Consider the following 18349-nt stretch of genomic DNA (forward strand, 5'->3'; position numbering starts at 1 on the left):
AGCGATTCGGCGCAGCGATTCGGCGCAGCGATTCGGCGCAGCGATTCGGCGCAGCGATTCGGCGCAGCGATTCGGCGCAGCGATTCGGCGCAGCGATTCGGCGCAGCGATTCGGCGCAGCGATTCGGCGCAGCGATTCGGCTAAAAAACCGAGCCGAGGCTGATCTTGTTAAGCCAAGTTCAGCCGGACCTGCAGTTTGCCTGCTTTTTGACTTTGGATCAGAATGGTTACCAGGTCACCGGCTGAACCCTGCACCAGCCAACTCACCTGCTTTTGGCTGATTTCATCGTGCCCGCTGCGGAAAGCGCCGTTTTCAAATTTACCGCTGCGGCCGGCACGGCCGGCCAGATGACCGATTTTACGTTTGGCCGGTGTGCCGTCGACGATCTTCGCACCGCTCAGTTCGACTGTGACTTCCTTCGCCGCCTGCAAATTGAGCGCTTCCTGGGTCAGATGAGTCGGCAGATAGCCGATATTGCAAACCAATAAACTGACTTTCCAGGAATTGTGGTCGATCTTCTCCGCTTTTGCTTCTTCCGCAGTCAAACGCGGCAAGGTCCGGGCATGGCGCAGCATAAAACGGCTGACCTTGGCGCATTCCTCCGGCAGAAATTGTGACGGACAATTTTGCACAACTGTTTTTGTATGGAAACCGCCGATTTCCACTTCACCCAGCTGCGGATGCTGAAATTTAGTCCAATTGACGAAGCCTTTGCCTGCCAGCACTTCATCATTCCAGGCCAGAATCTTAGCAAAATCTTCTCCTAACACTTTATCGGTCTTGTCACGGCGGGGCCAGATATCTTTTACTCCGGCACGATTGGCCAAATCCCACAGTTCAATGGTATAGGCGGGGATACCGAGATGACCATAGAGCCAGTCATCAAAAGCGCCGCTGGAAAAAGTGGACGGATCGGAGAAGAATTCATCGTAAATATTGATGCAGGGGTAGCCGGTTTCTGCGGTCGCCATTTCGCCGATGGCCTTCAAGAGAGAGACATCCAATTTCGGCGCCTGTTTTTCCGGTTTGATCCCCGGCGGTCTGAGAATCACACCGCCGGTGGTATGTAAGGTGGAAGCACTGCCGATATTGGGATGCGCTAAAACAAAATCGGCAACATGATGCGTTTCCGGTTCCGAAAGCGGATAGGCCCCGGCACCGGCTTGTTTGGCTTCCACTCCCCATTGGCAGGGATAATTGCGGTTGAGGTCCATTCCCCATTTGGCCGGAGCCGCTTCGATTTCGCCGCCGTTGTATTGCTGTAAGATGCCTTCGCTGAAGATTCGGTAAAAAACGCCATCTTCCTCATCCGGCAGCCGCTTCAACATCAACCGGTCGTCAGTCTCGGCGGCCTTCCATTCACCGCTTTTACTCCTGACCCGCATCAGCAGAATTTCCCCGTTGCCGTCGATATCCTGAGCCAGCAAACCAGGCAGGATCTCCGGTTCCGGGTACATTCTGGGCACGGAACGCAGGGTATCCGGGGTTGTTAAATATACTTCCGCGCCATCCGGGGAGACACGCGGCAGGATATAGAACGTATAACGCTGCAGCAGACTTTGCACGGCAGGGTTCGTCGCAGCTTCGCTGAGCAGATAGTCGATGGTATAAAGCGCTACCATCGCGCCGGTGACTTCGCCGGCATGATGATTGCCGTCAATATAATAAGCCGGTTTATCGGCCGCCGCGCCTGTCGCGGGATCTGTGATCTCCATCAGCCACTGCTGCCTGCCTTGCGGTGATTGCCCAATGGAGAGTAAATTTGCCAATTTGGGGTAGCCGGCCTGCAATTGCCGCAGTGCAGCCGTCAATTCGTCATAAGCATAATAATGATCATACTTCAATTTCAACATACCTTTTCCTCCTTTAGTCGAGATTAATAATTATACTTCTCTATGTATATTTATTCTTCCTGCCCCATGAGAAAATATTTCCGCCGCAAATTGATCCTCACCGGCAGTCTGTCGCCTGCGTTTGGCAGAGAGTCGCCGACTGTCATCCGCCTCAGTTGCCGTTCATGCGGTGCGGCTGCGCTGAAACTCAATTTCACACGATTTCTTCCTTCCTAGCGTTCGGCTCCGGTCGGCACAATAATTGCAATATTCCTCATAAGGAGTCCGGCTTCCTGCCTGATTGAACGGACGTCAGAAATAAGATTGCATTTTGCCGCTCTTTTTGCTATATTGAAGGCAGCTGAAATTCAAGCGGAACGAGGTGTTATATTTTGAGTCTTCGTCAGGAAACAGAATCGCTGGTTCGTGAATTGGTCGGCTGCGCCAGCATTGTGGGCACCGCCGGCGAAGCGGATCTGGCCCGGCAGGTTTTTGGTTTTTTTGCCGCTCTGGCTTATTTCAAAGCGCATCCGCAGCAGTTGATCCTGCAGCCAACCGCAGAGGATGATCTTTTACGTTTTAATGTCATCGCTTTGGTGAAAGGCGAAGCCGCCCCGCAGAGCGACACCTTGCTGCTGCTGGGTCATCTGGATACGGTTGGTGTTGAGGATTATCATAAATTAGCCCGGTGGGCCTTTACACCGGATCAATTGAAAGAGCAAATTGAGACAGCCAACCTGCCGGATGCCGTCACAGCGGAAATTCATGCCGACAATTGGCTGTTGGGCCGGGGTATCCTGGATATGAAAAGCGGCCTGGCCGCTCAAATGCTGGCGGTCAGGCAGGCGGCGGAAAACGCGGCTGCTTTTCAGGGCAATCTGCTCTTCCTGGCCGAATGTGATGAAGAAGATAATTCTCACGGTGTGCTTTCCGCTTTGCCGCTTCTGGAAGAACTTTGCCGTGAACATAAGCTGAGCCTGCAGGGAGCGATCAACGCCGATTACACCGCCCCGCGTTACCAGTACGATCAGGCGCGCTATCTCTACTACGGCACAGTCGGGAAACAATTGCCGGCGTTCTATGTGGTCGGCAAAGAAACGCATGTGGGAGATCCTTTTGGCGGTCTTGACCCCAATTTTCTGGCTGCGCATTTAGTCGAACAGATCAGTTATCACCCCGATTTTTGTGACATGGTGCAAAACGAACTGACCATGCCCCCCGTCACCTTAAAGCAAACCGATTTCAAGCTGTTCTATACCGTGCAGACGAACATCAGCTCCCTGGTTTACTTCAATCTGGCGGTGCAGCATTGGTCGCCGGAAACCGTATTAAACCGGATGTGCGACGCTGCCGCATCTTCCTTTCAGGCGGCGCTGCAGACACTGCAGTCGCGTTACGACGTCTACTGCAGCCGCAGCGGGTTGCCGCAGCAGAAATTACCGTGGCAGCCACGCGTGCTGACCTACAAAGCTATGGTGGACAACGCCGCTCTGCTGCACGGCGAGACCTTTCACAGCGCCTTGCGGCAATATGCGCGGCAGCTGGCACAAACTTCGAAAGATTTACGGGAATACAATACCGCCATGGTGCAATTTGTCTGGCAATGGCAGCAGGATCAGCGGCCGGCCATCGTTGTTTTCTTTGGCAGCGTTTATTACCCTAGCATCCAGCTGGACAACAACCGGCCCAAAGACAGACGCCTGATCCAGGCCGTTGAGTCGGCAGTCGCCGATAGCAGTGAACTTTTACAACCGTATCATCTGGAGAAACGTTTCTTTTACCCCTACATTTCTGATGCCAGCTTCCTCAGCCTTTCCGACAGTGCTGCGGAACTCTCTGCCTATACCGACAATTACCCTGCTTATTTCGAAAAACAGCGCACCGATTTTGAGCGGATCGGCCGCCTCTCCATGCCGGTCGTCAACATCGGTGCCTACGGCAAAGATGCGCACCAATACCTGGAACGGATTGATGCCGACTATAGTTTTTGCGTGACCCCGGTTTTAATTCAAAAAACGATTCAGTCATTCTTTCAACAAACAAAGCACTAGAAAACCTGAGAGGAGGTTCAAATGAAAGTCATCGCTTTTAACGGCTCTCCCCGCCGCAACGGCAACACGGCGCAAAGCATTCAAATTGTTCTGGCTCAATTGGAAAAGGAAGGAATCGAAACGGAGTTGATTCAACTGGGCGGACAAGTTCTTTCCGGCTGCACCGCCTGCGGCGCCTGCCGCAATTCGGATACGCCGCATTGCGTGATTGAAAACGATCCGATGAACAGCTACATTCAAAAATGTCTGGCAGCCGATGGCATTATCATCGGTTCGCCTGTTTTCTTTGGCAACGTGACGCCGGAAGTAAAAGCTTTTATCGACCGCGTCGGTTTCACCACCGGCAGCAACTTACGCAATAAGGTCGGCGCCTCTGTCGTGGCAGGCCGTCGTGCCGGCTCCAATTTCACTTATGCCGCGATCAACTTTTTCTTTGGCATCAAGCAAATGATCATCCCGACTTCCAGTTATTGGAACATGACGCTGGCCTCCGCCGCCGGTGATGTGCAAAAAGACGCGGAGGGGATCCGCACTTTTGAACGTTTGGGAGAAAACATGGCCTGGCTGCTGAAAAAAATCCAATAGAAAAAAGGCTCTGCCGAAAACGCGGCGGAGCCTTTTTTGGTTGTGCCCGATCCCTCAGAAGAGCACGCTCAGCAAGCGTGAACGGCTGAGCTGATTAGAATACCCGCAGCCGACGACCGGCCGGTTTCCTTCGGCATTGACCAGCTGCATCCGATGCTGCAAGAGACTGCGGCCCGGCCCTTTTTGGCGAAGCTGTTCAAAAATCAGCGAAACATGGGTTTCTTCTTTTGTATCAATTGGTTGTGATGGTATAAGCGCCTTTCACCATCACATAGGAAAAAAAACGTATATTCAGTCCGCGGCCATCCGTACGGGGAATCAGCAAGTGATGGTTGCACAAGACGGCGTCACCGGTCTTTAAGTCGCTGCCGGCGGTGAGATCGGCTACCCCGGCATTTTCCGCATTGCCGATGGCCAACGCCTCGCCGGCACGGAGAATCATTTCCGTACCTTCCGATCCGATCAGGCGAGCCCCCGGCGACAGCTCTAAGATTTCCCATTTTGCCGCCGCAAGCGGATCGTCAGAATCAGCGGGTAAGGCAGCCAGCGCTGTCTGAATCTGCTCGCCGACCATGACCTGAATTTCCTCTTTGAACGTCACGAGTCTGGACTGCAGATAACTGAGTGTGATCAGAGGATCGCTGTCGCTGCCGGCTTCCCCCACACTGGCCTGACTGGTCCGCAGCGGCTGCAGACATAAGAGCAGACCGCAGAACAGAATGATCAGGGAAGGCCATCTTTTTCTACTCATCGTCTTTTCCTCCCGAAACCCGGTTTTTTATTCTTTCACCAACCATTGACCGGTCGCCAAACAACGTAAGTAAGCATGGATCAAAGCATCCAGTTCTCCGTTCAAAATGGCTTGGGTATTGCCGCTTTCCAGACCGGTCCGATGATCCTTGACCAAACTGTAGGGTTGCAAGACATAGGAACGAATCTGACTGCCCCAGGCAATTCCGGATTTTCCGTCTCTTGCCTGCATCGCCTCCGCTTCCCGCGACCGCCGCTCCCGCTCATAAAGCTTTGCTTTCAAAATGCGCAGCGCGGTCTGACGGTTGGCATGCTGCGAGCGTTCATTTTGGCAGGTAACGACAATACCGGTGGGCAAATGCGTGATCCGGATCGCGGTCTCGACCTTATTGACATTCTGACCGCCGGCACCGCCGGAACGGTAGGTGTCGATTTTCATTTCATCCGGTTTTAAATTGACTTCAATGGCATCATCGATCTCGGGCAGAACTTCCACCGCCGCAAACGAAGTGTGCCGACGTCCCGAGGTATCAAAAGGAGAAATTCGGACCAGCCGATGCACGCCGTTTTCCGATTTTAAATAGCCATAGGCATTTTCACCCCGCACGAAAAAAGTGGTGCTCTTTAAGCCGGCTTCGTCGCCGTTTTGATAATCGGCAATTTCCACTTTATAACCGTGATCCTCGGCATAACGCGTATACATCCGCATCAGCATTTCCGCCCAGTCCTGCGATTCGGTTCCGCCTGCGCCGGGGTGGATGGTCAGGATGGCGTTGGAAATATCCAGCGGGTCGGACAGCAGTGTGGAGAGCTCCAATTTTTCCAAAGCGGCGGATAACTGCCGATAACCGGTCAGAAGTTCTTTTTCCAGCTCGGCATCGTTTTGCTCTTCCAGCAGCTGCAGCAATTCGTTTAAATTTTGCAAATCCGCCTGCAGGGTTTCAAAGCTGCTGACCTGATTTTTGATACGATTGCTTTCGGCGATTAATTTCTGAGCAGTTTCCGGCGTGTTCCAGAGATCCTCTCTGGCAATTTCCGTCTGCAACCGCTCCAGATAGACGATCTTTTGATCGTAGTCAAAGAGACCTCCGCAGTTCGGTCAATCGGGGAGGAATGTCGGCTAAATCGTGCTTGATATCATCCAACACCAGTCATCAACACCTTTCAAGTCGTAAGAAGATTCTGCCTGATCGAAGCCTTTTTTTATTTGCCGCAGCACTGTTTATATTTTTTTCCGCTGCCGCAGGGACAGGGATCATTTCTGCCGATTTTTTTCTTGGAATTCTGAACCGGCATCCGTTTGCTGCCAGCCGACATCAGCGCCGGATCGATTGGTTTTGCCACTTGCTCCCGTTGGATCGGTTCCTTGCGCACTTGAATCTGCACCAGATACATCTGACGGACCACATCATTTTGGATATTATGAATCATCTCACTGAACATCTCATACCCTTCTACCTGATACGCCTGCAGAGGATCCTGCTGCGCATAAGCGCGCAGACCGATCCCGGTGCGCAGTTCCGTCATATCTTCCAGATGCTTCATCCATTTGGTATCCACGGTGCGCAGCATCAGCATCTGTTCCAGTTGGCGCATGATTTCCGGAGTGAATTCGGTTTCCCGTTTCTCATATTCCTGTTCGGCGATTTCCTGTAAAGTGTTCAGAATCAGCGCGCGGTCGTTCGCCTGCAAGGCTGCCGCCAGGTTTTCTTCACTCGCCTGAGGCAGCAGCTCCTGCATCGATTTCAGCATCCCTTCCCTGTCCCATTCCGCCGGTTTGATATGCTCACTGCAGAATGTTTCCAAACGTTCTTCTAATGTGCTGCGTACCATACCCAGGATTTCGGCTTTCAGACTGCCGCCTTCCAGGACCTGACGCCGCTGACTATAGATGATTTCACGCTGCTTATTCATCACATCATCGTATTCGAGCACGTGTTTACGGATATCGAAGTTGCGTGCCTCCACTTTACGCTGCGCATTTTCGATGGCTTTGCTGAGGATACTGTGCTCGATGGGAATATCATCTTCCACCTTCAGGCTGTCCATCAAGGCCGAAACCCGATCACCGCCGAAGAGACGCATCAGATCATCTTCCAGGGAAATATAAAACTGACTGGAACCGGGGTCACCCTGACGGCCGGACCGGCCGCGCAATTGGTTATCAATACGGCGCGATTCGTGCCGTTCGGTGCCAAGAATATGCAGTCCGCCCAAAGCAACGACGCCTTCTCCCAGCACAATGTCCGTGCCGCGTCCGGCCATGTTGGTGGCGATGGTGACCATGCCCTTTTGCCCGGCTTGCGCTACGATTTCCGCTTCTTTTTCATGGAATTTAGCATTCAGGACCTGATGCGGGATCCCTCTGCGGTTCAGCATTTTCGATAAATATTCCGATTTTTCAATCGAAATCGTGCCGACCAAGACAGGCTGACCTTTGCTGTGACGCTCGATGATATCCTCTACCACCGCATTGAACTTCGCCTGTTCGGTTTTATAAACGACGTCGGGTAAATCGATGCGGATCATCGGGCGATTGGTGGGGATGACTACCACATCCATCTTATAGATGGCGCGGAACTCGCCTTCTTCCGTCTCCGCCGTGCCGGTCGTGCCGGAAAGTTTTTTATACATACGGAAATAATTTTGAATGGTGATGGTTGCCAGCGTCTGATTTTCCCGTTCTACGGTAACGCCTTCCTTTGCCTCGATTGCCTGATGCAGGCCGTCGCTGAAACGGCGGCCAAACATCATACGGCCGGTAAATTCATCCACGATGATGACTTTACCGTTGTTCACCACATAATTGACATCCAGCTGCATCAAGGCTTTCGCTTTGATGGCGTTAACCAAAAAATGGTAGAGTTCGCTGTTTTCCGGAGCCATCAGATTCTCGATGCCCAGTAAACTCTCAACCTTTGTGACACAGCTTTCGGTGGTAGAAACCGTTCTGGCTTTCTCATCGACGGTATAATCTTCTTCTTTTTTTAAGCGCGCGGCGATCTGAGCGAATTTGCTATACAGATCGGTCGACTTATCGCCCTGGCCGCTGATAATCAGCGGAGTACGTGCCTCATCGATTAAAATACTGTCCACTTCATCAACGATGGCATAATTCAACGGCCGCTGCACCATGTTTTGCTGATAAACCACCATGTTATCCCGCAGATAGTCAAAGCCAAATTCGCTGTTGGTGCCATAGGTAATATCGGCGGCATATGCTTTGCGGCGATTGATATAATCGAGGTCATGAAACAGGACGTCTACCTGCAAACCTAAAAAGCGATGGATTTTACCCATCCATTCGCAGTCGCGTTTGGCCAGATATTCGTTGACTGTCACAATATGCACACCCTTGCCGGTCAGCGCGTTGAGATAAGCCGGAAAAACCAGAGCGAGCGTCTTACCCTCACCGGTTTTCATTTCAGCGATGCGTCCCTGGTGCAGAACAATGCCGACCAAAATCTGCGTATCATAAGCGCGCTGGCCGATCGTGCGGATGCCTGCTTCCCGGACCGTCGCAAAAGCCTCCGGCAGGAGTTGATCCAGGGTCTCGCCGGCTGCTAAACGGGCTTTGTATTCTCCGGTTTTTGCCGCTAACGCCGCATCCGGCAAAGCATGCATCGCAGCTTCCAGTTCATTCACTTTTTGCAGAATCGGGGTCAGTTTATCAATTTCCTTTTGATTGGGATCCCCAAACAGCTTTTTTACAAATCCAAACATGCTTATACCTCTTTCCCTCCACGTTGTAAGGCGCGTTTTTCCCGAATATCATCGACCATTGCCCAAAGGCCGCCTAAAATCAGGGTATGTCCCCCCAACATGATCGGTATTTTTGCTGTCACAGCTGCCTTGGTAAATTCCCGAATGAAAGGGTCCCGGATGATCTGCCAGTTGCCCAAATCGGAGTTGAAGCGATCATGCTCGCTGGCTTTGATTTTCATATGGGCAAAAATAACTCTGGTGTCGATAAAAGCAACATCGGAATGACAGCTGACCCAATCAAAAAAAGCCTGGCAGCCTGCTGCCTGAATAAACGCCGCCACAAAAGAACAGACTTTGCCTTCCGCTTCCAGATTCATCGCTTTCATGCCGCGTTCTTCGGAGACAATGCGCAGACGAGCTTGAATATGGGTATTGATATGCTCAATCATTGGAGCGCCGATGCGGCCGGACATCCAAACCGAAGGGATATATTCCTTTTGCCGCAAAACATTCCAGGCTGCTTCCAGGGTTTTCGTGTTCCAATCCAAAACGTCTACAGCGGCTCGGATGCGCGGGCTGATTTCCGGCATCAATTTCAAAAATAATATTTCTGTCGGTGTGTCGAGATCAAAATGGATACCGGAAGAATGCGGCATTAATAATCTGGGCAAATGCGCCTGCCGGCGCAGCTGATAGCCGAGTGCGTTATCCATTTCAGGAGGTTCCATCGTCAACAGGCACTTGGCGGGACACCAACCGACAATATCAGCCGATTGCACATTGTTGACATAAACGACCTGTTCATTTTCAGAAAGAACTTGAGCGATGTTGCCAAATTCCGCAGAACTCAGCAAGGGAGAGCTGGCACCGCTGAAATAGAGCGCTTTCTCCATTTGATATTGCTCAACAATTTTTTGCAGCGCTTTGCCGTAATGGAACGGCCGCCATTCGGTTGTATCTTCTACGATGGCTCCCAGGGCGCTTGCTTCGGCCGCTAAATCGGGGTAATTGGTCGCTAAAATTACCCGGTCATAATCGGGATGCCGAACTAATTTTTCGATATTATCCAGACAAATTGCCTTACGAACCCCTAACATTTGCAGTTCTATTGTGCTGGTAGGCGCGCCGCCTTCGAAAATTACGGCTGTCACAGGCTGACTCATTTGTATCTCTCCTTTGTGTTCAAGCTGCTTTGAAAGGCGCCGATTTCCATGCCGGCAGCGTTGCCCTGGCGTCGTTTTCGTTACTGTCTGCCTGCCTTTTTGCCAAGCGAAAAAATAACTGACTTTATTTATTCGTCACTGTTTGCATCATTTCCTGCAATCCTCCGCTTTGTTTCACCTGACAGAGCAGGAAACACCACCAGAGCAGGAAACACCACGTTAAAATAATTCGTATATCAAACCAACGGCAGGCAGAGGGGGGTTGGACGGCAGCATCCCCCTGACTTCCCGTCGGAATTGAAACTGAAAACTTTCATAGAGAGCAATGGCAGGATAATTCCCCGCCAGCACACAAACCCGCAAAGGCCGTTTGGTTCGGTTGACGATCCAGAGCAGCAAGATCCGCGCCAGGCCTTGCCGATAATGCAGCGGCTGAATATAGAGCCAGGTCAGTTCTTGCTCCGCCGTCGCGGCAAAACCGACCGGTTGATTCGCTTCCGTAATCACCCAGACTTCATCCGCAAACAATTTCTCCGTCTCAAAACAGTTCGCTAAGGGAACGAACCCCTTCCCAAGGCCGCAGCGCAGAAGTTCATCCCGGCGGGCGGCATCATAAATCGCTGTGAGATACGGCCAATCGGACGCCCGGTAACGCCGGACGCCGGGCGCCGGCTTTTGTCTGATGCCATCCGGCTGTTGTTCGCAACCGCTTTTGTCCGGAAGCAAGCTACTCATTTTCAGGCTGGAGCAGCTCGCTGAGTTTGGCCAGACGCCGCAAAGCTTCCGCTAAAACCTCTGAATCGCGGGCAAAATGCAAGCGGATCAAATGGTTCACCGGTTCCTGAAAGAAGCTGGAACCAGGGACTGCCGCGACGCCAATCTCTCGAATCATCCATTCGCAAAATGCCAAATCAGTCCAACCGGCAAATTGAGGCAGCGCCAGGAAATCGGCAATATCCACCAGGATAAAATATGTTCCCTGTGGAAGATGATATTTCAGCCCGATACGGTCTAAACCGCGGCTAAAAAAATCACGTTTTTCGGTGTAAATGCGCTGTAACTCCTGATAATATTCCGGTCCGAAATTCAAGCCGACCGTGGCAGCCTCCTGCAGCGGAGCCGGAGCGCCGACCGTCAGGAAATCATGCACCTTCTTGGCGGCTTCGACCACTGTTTCCGGTCCGATCAGGTAACCGAGCCGCCACCCGGTCATAGAATAGGTCTTGGATAAGGAATTGCAGGTGATCGTTCGTTCAAACATTCCGGGTAAAGCGGAAAGATAAACATGCTGAAAAGGCTGATAGACAATATGTTCATAGACCTCGTCTGTGATGATGAAAGCATCATACTGTTCCGCTAACCGTCCGATCAACAAAAGCTCTTCCAGACGAAAAACCTTGCCGCAGGGATTGGACGGATTGCAGACAATGATCGCTTTGACATTCTGACGGAAGGCCTGCTCCAATTGTTCCGGGTCAAAACAGTATTCCGGCGGAGTCAGAGCGACGTAAATCGGTTCGGCGCCGCTGAGAATGGCATCGACCGCGTAATTTTCATAAAACGGCGAAAAAACGATCACCTTATCGCCGGGATTACAAACCGTCAGCATGGCAGCCATCATCGCTTCCGTGCTGCCGCAGGTGATGACGATCTCTGTTTCCGGATTGATGACACGGCCGATGGCCGCGCTTTGTTTTTTTGCCACGGCGTCGCGTAGATTTTTGGCGCCAAAAGTGATGGAATATTGATGCGGACCTGTCAAGGCAGTTGCGGCCAGAGCCGCTTTAATCGCCTGAGCCGGGCCAAAATCCGGAAAGCCCTGGGATAAATTGATTGCATCACATTCATCACTGATGCGAGTAATTCTGCGGATCACAGAATCGGTGAACGTAGCGACCCGTTTGCTTAATTGCGGCATCGTTATTCCTTCTTTCTGGCTGTTCTTGTTGATTTTCTGTTCGGGAAGGCCCTTCTTCTCCCGTTTGTACGTTTCGTATTCCTACCAACCTGACGATTTGCCGCCGCCATTTTTCAGCAGCCAGACAATCGCCTCCCGGTAACCGGCAAAACCAAGTCCCTGAAAGCTTGCCGCACAAGCCATGCCGGCATAGGAAACCTGCCGAAACGCTTCCCGTTGGCTCAGCTGCGTCAGATGCACTTCCACCGCGGGCAAATCCACCGCTTTCAGCGCATCCAAAATGGCAATGCTGGTGTGTGTATAAGCGCCTGGGTTGATCACAATGCCATCGCAGCATCCCTCGGCATGCTGGATGGCATCGATCAGGTCCCCTTCGTGATTGGACTGATAAAACTCGACGCTGACCTGGTTTTCCAGGCAGACATTCCGGATGTAGGCGAGCAGATCGGCATAGGTTTGTCTGCCGTAAATCTCCGGTTCGCGACGGCCCAATAGGTTGAGATTAGGACCGTTGATGATTAAAATGTGCATCAAAATACTCCTTCGTCAAATTGACCGCAGCGGTTAAGCTGCCATTGTTATCTACGAAAGCCTGAGCGGTATCCCGGTAAATCGGTGCTCTATGCGCATACATTTGCGTCAGCGCGGCTTCGCTCAGGGAGAGCGGTCGGTCTTCCCGGCATAATTTCGTTAAATCACGCTGCAGCCAGACAAGATATCCGTTCTGCTGCAGGGCATTGCGGTTCCGCTGCCGCAGGATGGAACCGCCGCCGGTGGCAATGACGCAGCCGCTGACCTTGCCCAGGCGCTCGATCACATTGGTTTCAAGATCGCGGAATTCCGCTTCCCCTTTGACGGCAATCAGTTGCGCCACCGACATTCCCTGTTCTGCTTCGATCCTTTCATCACTGTCAAAAAAAGTTCGCTGCATTTTTTCGGCCAGCAGACGGCCAACACTGGTTTTACCGCAGCCGGGCATACCGATCAGAATCAGATTGCTCAGGCTATGCTGCATCTGCCGCAGAATCTGCTCCATTTTCTGCTCGCTGATTGCCGATTGGCTGAATAATTCCGCTGCCGCTTTGGCTTGGGCCACCAGCATCGGCAGCCCGTTGGTCGATGGAATCCCCAGCTGCCGCGCCTGTAAAAGCAAGTCGGTTGCCAAAGGATTATAGATGACATCAATCACGCCCCGGCAATCGGGAAATTGACGCAAATCCAGCAGTCCGGCTCCGTTATTGGGAAAGGTACCAACCGGTGTCGTATTGATGATCACCTCGGTATCCCGCTGCGCGGCTAAATTCTGATAGTGGATGGGACCGCTGCGGGAGACATGACGGATCCGAACGGCGCCGGAATCCTCTGCCAGTACATGTGCCGTGCGGGAAGTAGCGCCGGTTCCTAAGATCAGCACTTTGCGCCCCTGCAAGCGGATACCAGCCTGCTGCTTACAGTAGTCCAGACCGGCATAATCGGTATTATGTCCGTAGAGACTGCCATCCTCCCGACGATAAATGGTATTCACCGCATTGATTCTCTGCGCCAGCGGGGACACTTCCCGGCAAAATTCCATCACGCTCTGTTTATAGGGAATCGTCACATTCAAGCCGCGGAATTCTCCTGTTTGCATGAATTCCCGCAATTGGGCGGGAGGGATGTCAAACAGCTGATAGCCATACGCTGCCAGCTGTCTGTGGATCATCGGGGAATGACTGTGCTGCAGATGGCAACCCAATAAGCCGAAGGGAGCCTTGCTTTCAGCGCATGGCTGCTCTGCCTGCGGCAATTGTTCTTCTCTGCCGGCCGGCACCGCTAGCGGCCTCGCCATTTCCGCCTGTTGACTATGCTCTTCCGCTGCTGCTTTCTGTGCTTCTACCGCTTGGTTTGGCAGCGCCTGTATGGATTCCGGTTCAGGATTTTTCTGCCGCAGTGTTTGCTGATAAGCACGGCTTACACGGAAAATCGTTTCATACAGCGCGGCAATCCCGGCTGCGCAGCCAGGCTCCTGCGCCTTGGTCAGACGCTCTACCACACCGGCCTCCCGGGAGGGGTCGAATACAGGCAGTTGCCTCGCTTGTTTATAAGCGGCAATCGCAGCGACAATTTCCATCCGCCGGCAGAAAAGCGCTGTCAGCGCATCATCAATCTCGTTCAGTTGTTTGCGATAAGTTTCCAGATCCATTTTACCCTCCCTTCTGGCTTTGCCGCAGGCGAAGCAAACCCGCTCTGCCGCGTTGTCAGCGAAGCTCCTGCCGCAGAAACCCTTCGCGTTCCGTTTGGTGACCCTGATCAGCCAAGAGATAATCCAGGAGTACTGCGGCCAGCACCGCTTCCACACAAGGCGTCGCCCGCAAGGCGATGCAGGGATCATGCCGTCCGGAGATGGTCAAAACAGCATCCGTTCCCGTCTGCAGATCGACCGTTTGCTGCTGCCGCGCGATGGACGCGGTTGGTTTAAAAGCAACCCGAACCAGGAGAGGCATACCTGTGCTAATACCGCCAAGCACGCCGCCGTGATGATTGCCGGCGGTCACGACCTTGCCCTCTTGCATGCGCCAGGGATCGTTATGTTCAGAACCGCGCATTTTAGCCGCGGAAAATCCACTGCCGAATTCCACACCGCGCACGGCCGGGATCGCGAACAAGACCGCCCCCAGCCGGCTTTCGATCCCATCGAACATCGGATTGCCCCAGCCGCCCGGCAGACCGACGGCCGCGGCTTCAATCACACCGCCGACGGAATCTCCGGCTGCAGCGGCTTGTCGAACCTGCTGCAGCATGGCGCTGCCGGCTGCCGCATCACAGAACGGCAGCTGCTGTTGCTGCAGCTGCCTCAACTGCTCCGCCGTCACCAGCACAGGGGGAAGCGGCTGATCCGCCGCATTGCCGATGGCGGCGATATGGCCGCCGATCGTGATGCCGTGCCGCTGCAGAATCTGTAAAGCAACCGCGCCGGCAAAGCAGAGCGGCGCCGTCAGACGGCCGGAAAAATGACCGCCGCCCCGCAGATCCTGAAAACCATGATACCGTAAAAAAGCGGGATAATCCGCCTGAGAAGGACGTGGATAGCGGCGGAATTGCTCATAATCCGCTGATTTGACATCCTGATTGCGGAAGACAGCACACAAAGGGGCTCCGCAGGTAGTCTGTTCCAGCATTCCGCTGAGGATCTCAGGCAGATCGCTTTCGCTGCGGGCGGAAGTCAGCTCTGTTTGTCCGGGCGAGCGGCGCCGCAGAAAATGCTGCACCTCCTGCCAGTCGATGCGTTCCCCGGCCGGTAAGCCATCCATCACAACCCCCACCGCCGCGCCGTGCGACTGACCAAAAATACTGATGCGCAATAACTTGCCAAACTCAGAGGACATCGTATTTCCCTCCCAACGCCGCATAATCCAGAAAGAAATCCGGATAAGATTTTTCGATCGCCTGCGCGGATTGAATCGTTACGCAATTTTGTGAAAAACAAGCCGCGATCGCCGCCGCCATCACCATACGGTGGTCCGCATAACTATTGACCAGACCGCCCGCTAAAAATCCGCGGCCAACAATACAGAGCGTATCACCGTCATCCTCTAAAAAAGCCCTGCCGCCCAGCGCGGCCAGCATCCCAAGGATTGCCTGCAGACGATCGCTTTCTTTCAGGCGCAGTCGTCTGACCTGCCGCAGGCGGCTCTCTCCCTTGGCGGCGGCGGCAAGCACAGCCAGCAGCGGCACCAGATCGGGGATTTGCGCCGTATCGGCCGCGAAGGCCCGCAGCATTTCCCGCCGCGCCGTCACCCTGCCGGATTCAAGACTCAAGTTGACGCCGGCAGACTGCAGCAGCGTTGTAATCGCCCGATCTCCCTGCACGGAAGCCAGATTCAAACCACGCACGTGAATTCCTGTCTGGCTGCAAGCGCCGCCCACCAGCCAGCAGGCCGCATTGGACCAATCCCCTTCCACTGCAATCCGGCCGGGAGAATGATAACTTTGCCCGCCTGTGATCTGATACCCTTTCGGCAGGCGTTGAATCCGCACGCCGAATTGAGCCAAAACGGCGATGGTCAGGTCAACATAGCCGGCCGATTCGAGCGGTGTCGTCAATTCGATGCGGCTGTTCCGGGGCAGCAAAGGCAGCGCCAGCAATAATCCGCTGATATACTGTGAACTGATGTTGCCGGGCAGAGAAAACTCACCCGGCTGCAGCTGTCCGCTCAGGGTAAAGGGCAGCGAGTCTTGGCTAAAAGCGCAGCCATGCCGGCTCATCTGCTGCCGCAGATCCGCCAGCGGACGCTGCGGCAGCCTGCCTTCACCCGAAAAATAAGCTGCTACACCCAAAGCCGCAGCCAAAGGCAGGAGAAAGCGCAGGGTTGTACCGCTTTCCTGACAGGGCAGCGCAACCGGACTGACAGACGGTTTCTGCCGCAGCGGGGTGACACGCAGAACATCCGGTTCCGTTTGTTCAAATTGAGCGCCGAGATTTGCCAGGCAGCGTAAAGTGGCTGTCAAATCACGATTGCTTCCGGCAAGACGCAATGAAGTTGGCCGGTCCGCCAGCGCCGCCGCGATCAGACAGCGGTGCGCTGCGGATTTGGAAGGGATTGCCGTCACTTCGCCGCTCAGGCTGTGCGGCTCGATTCGTATCTCCATCGAAATCCTCCTGCTTTTTGATGACTGCGCCAAAAACGAAAAGACCGAAAACCTGTCCGTCCTACTCACTTTCCGCCAGGGCTGCCTGCAGCCAGGCTTCCAGTTCCGTCATGGCAATTTGATAGAAACAGCATTGTCCGATTTGTAACGGTAAAACCAAGTTCAGACGATCGCCGCTGCGTTTTTTATCGTGCAGAGCGGCGGCAGCCAATTGCGCCGCCGGATAAGGATAGCGCAGCGGCAGTTGCTGCAGCCGCAGCAGGTCGGTCAATTCCGCAAGCAGCTCCGGCGCACAGATTTTCTGCCGCACCGCCGCTTTACTGATCAGCCACATACCGGCAGCGACCGCATGACCATGACCGATTGTATAATTGCTGCAGCTTTCGATGGCATGCCCTATGGTATGACCAAAATTCAGCAGCTGCCGCCGCCCCGCTTCCCGCTCGTCCGCCATGACGATCTCCGCCTTGATTTCCACGCAGCGGGAAATGATTTCCTGCCATTGCTCTGCCTGGTTTTCGGCGGACAAAAGCCGGAAAAGCGGCGCATCCGCTATCAAAGCGGTTTTGATCACTTCCGCCATACCGTCGCGCCAAACGGCAGCGGGTAGGCTGGCAAAGGTATCGGTATCACAAAAAACCGCTTTGGGCTGCCAAAAAGCGCCGACCAAGTTTTTGCCCGCCGGCAAATTAATTGCTGTTTTGCCTCCTACCGAGGAATCGACCGCTGCCAGCAGAGTGGTAGGCAGTTGGATATAGTCGATACCGCGCATGTAGAGAGCGGCGGCCAGACCCGCTAAATCACCGGTTACGCCGCCGCCCAAAGCCAGCAGCGCGTCACGGCGGTTCAGCTCCGCTGCGGCCATGGCATTGAGTAAAGCCAATAAGACCGCTGCGGATTTTGCGCTCTCTCCCGCCGAAAAGACAAATCGTTCACAGCGAAAACCGGCCGTCCGCAGCTGCCGCAGCACGCGATCGCCATAGAGCGAATTCACCGTTGTATCACAGACCAGCATCAACTGCCGGCCGGCAAGTAATTGCCCCAGATACGCCGGTAAGTCTGCCAATAAACCGTCACCGATATAGACCGGATAGGCTGGTTTGGTTTGGATGGTGATTTTATTGATCATCTGCCAGCCCCGAGCGCTTCCCCGTCGCACTGCGCAGCTGTGTCAGCGCAGCCATCAGCTGACGGAATTCTTCCGTGTTCAGGCTTTGTTCGCCGTCGCTCAGCGCCTGTTCCGGATGCGGATGCATTTCCAGCAGCAAACCATCCGCACCGGCTGCGGCAGCCGCCAAAGACATGGGTAATATCAGACTCCGGATGCCGGTGCCGTGACTGGGATCCACAATGACAGGCAGATGACTGAGCTTTTTCAGTAAGGGAACCGCCGCCAGATCAAGCGTGTTGCGCGTGATCGTATCATAGGTCCGAATGCCGCGCTCACATAAAATCACGTTTGGATTTCCGCCCGCCAGCAGATATTCGGCGCTGAAGAGCAATTCCTGCAGAGTCGCACTCCAACCGCGTTTGAGTAAAATCGGCTGCCGGCAGGCTGCCAGCGCCTTCAGGAGCTCATAGTTCTGCATATTGCGTGCGCCGACCTGCAGAACATCCACGGCTGCAAAGCGGGGAATTTGCTCAGCGGCCGTGATCTCGCTGACCACCGGTAACCCCTGCTTCCTGCCGGCAGCCACCAGCATGGCAATGCCTTT

The 18349-nt window shown here is 53.8% G+C and carries 16 protein-coding genes; 2 read left to right on the forward strand and 14 right to left on the reverse strand.

What is annotated here, in order from left to right; translation table 11 throughout:
- Nucleotides 1–168: 168 nt before the first annotated feature.
- Both LLG09_07495 and LLG09_07500 read right to left on the reverse strand, forming a co-directional pair.
- Nucleotides 169–1854, reverse strand: coding sequence for a M14 family metallopeptidase (locus LLG09_07495; GenBank protein MCE5196955.1), 1686 nt, complete (start codon nt 1852–1854; stop codon nt 169–171).
- 50 nt (nt 1855–1904) lie between these two features.
- Entirely contained in the window at nt 1905–2051 is a 147-nt protein-coding gene (locus LLG09_07500) for a hypothetical protein (GenBank protein MCE5196956.1), read from the reverse strand.
- A gap of 174 nt (nt 2052–2225) precedes the next feature.
- Here LLG09_07500 and LLG09_07505 point away from each other — a divergent pair, with 174 nt between their 5' ends.
- Nucleotides 2226–3884, forward strand: coding sequence for a M20/M25/M40 family metallo-hydrolase (locus tag LLG09_07505; GenBank protein MCE5196957.1), 1659 nt, complete (start codon nt 2226–2228; stop codon nt 3882–3884).
- A gap of 21 nt (nt 3885–3905) precedes the next feature.
- Nucleotides 3906–4469 carry a flavodoxin family protein gene (locus LLG09_07510; GenBank protein MCE5196958.1) on the forward strand — a complete coding sequence of 188 codons (564 nt, stop codon included), beginning with the start codon at nt 3906–3908 and terminating at the stop codon, nt 4467–4469.
- A gap of 232 nt (nt 4470–4701) precedes the next feature.
- On the opposite strand, the gene LLG09_07515 is transcribed toward LLG09_07510, so the two are convergent.
- The 12 genes from LLG09_07515 to LLG09_07570 form a co-directional block, all read right to left on the reverse strand.
- Nucleotides 4702–5220, reverse strand: coding sequence for a hypothetical protein (locus LLG09_07515; GenBank protein ID MCE5196959.1), 519 nt, complete (start codon nt 5218–5220; stop codon nt 4702–4704).
- Nucleotides 5221–5247: 27 nt separating this feature from the next.
- Nucleotides 5248–6367, reverse strand: a protein-coding gene (gene prfB, locus LLG09_07520) for a peptide chain release factor 2 (protein MCE5196960.1) whose coding sequence is annotated in 2 segments (ribosomal slippage) — nt 5248–6297 and nt 6299–6367 — 1119 coding nt in all. Because the reading frame shifts where the segments join, the coding sequence is not laid out codon by codon here.
- Nucleotides 6368–6422: 55 nt separating this feature from the next.
- Nucleotides 6423–8942 (reverse strand): preprotein translocase subunit SecA, encoded by a 2520-nt coding sequence (secA, locus tag LLG09_07525; GenBank protein ID MCE5196961.1) that lies wholly within the window; start codon nt 8940–8942, stop codon nt 6423–6425.
- Nucleotides 8943–8944: 2 nt separating this feature from the next.
- On the reverse strand, nt 8945–10087 hold the full coding sequence (locus tag LLG09_07530) for a hypothetical protein (GenBank protein MCE5196962.1): 1143 nt from the start codon (nt 10085–10087) through the stop codon (nt 8945–8947).
- 219 nt (nt 10088–10306) lie between these two features.
- Nucleotides 10307–10822 carry a GNAT family N-acetyltransferase gene (locus tag LLG09_07535; GenBank protein ID MCE5196963.1) on the reverse strand — a complete coding sequence of 172 codons (516 nt, stop codon included), beginning with the start codon at nt 10820–10822 and terminating at the stop codon, nt 10307–10309.
- The gene (locus tag LLG09_07540) at nt 10815–12005 is read right to left on the reverse strand and encodes a pyridoxal phosphate-dependent aminotransferase (protein MCE5196964.1); all 1191 of its coding nucleotides are present in this window, start codon (nt 12003–12005) and stop codon (nt 10815–10817) included. Before LLG09_07540 ends, LLG09_07535 begins: the two co-directional genes overlap by 8 nt.
- A gap of 81 nt (nt 12006–12086) precedes the next feature.
- Nucleotides 12087–12536 (reverse strand): type II 3-dehydroquinate dehydratase, encoded by a 450-nt coding sequence (aroQ, locus tag LLG09_07545; protein ID MCE5196965.1) that lies wholly within the window; start codon nt 12534–12536, stop codon nt 12087–12089.
- Nucleotides 12508–14187, reverse strand: coding sequence for a chorismate mutase (locus tag LLG09_07550; GenBank protein ID MCE5196966.1), 1680 nt, complete (start codon nt 14185–14187; stop codon nt 12508–12510). The genes aroQ and LLG09_07550 overlap by 29 nt, the downstream gene beginning before the upstream one ends.
- Nucleotides 14188–14242: 55 nt before the next feature.
- Nucleotides 14243–15370, reverse strand: coding sequence for a chorismate synthase (aroC, locus tag LLG09_07555; protein ID MCE5196967.1), 1128 nt, complete (start codon nt 15368–15370; stop codon nt 14243–14245).
- Nucleotides 15360–16634, reverse strand: coding sequence for a 3-phosphoshikimate 1-carboxyvinyltransferase (aroA, locus tag LLG09_07560; protein ID MCE5196968.1), 1275 nt, complete (start codon nt 16632–16634; stop codon nt 15360–15362). The genes aroC and aroA overlap by 11 nt, the downstream gene beginning before the upstream one ends.
- 61 nt (nt 16635–16695) lie before the next feature.
- Nucleotides 16696–17763, reverse strand: coding sequence for a 3-dehydroquinate synthase (gene aroB / locus LLG09_07565; GenBank protein ID MCE5196969.1), 1068 nt, complete (start codon nt 17761–17763; stop codon nt 16696–16698).
- Nucleotides 17753–18349: N-acetylneuraminate synthase family protein (locus LLG09_07570; protein ID MCE5196970.1), on the reverse strand; the 597-nt coding region annotated here is incomplete at its 5' end. The genes aroB and LLG09_07570, both read right to left, overlap by 11 nt.

The sequence above is a fragment of the Negativicutes bacterium genome (assembly GCA_021372785.1).
GTDB lineage: Bacteria > Bacillota > JAAYKD01 > JAAYKD01 > JAAYKD01 > JAJFTT01.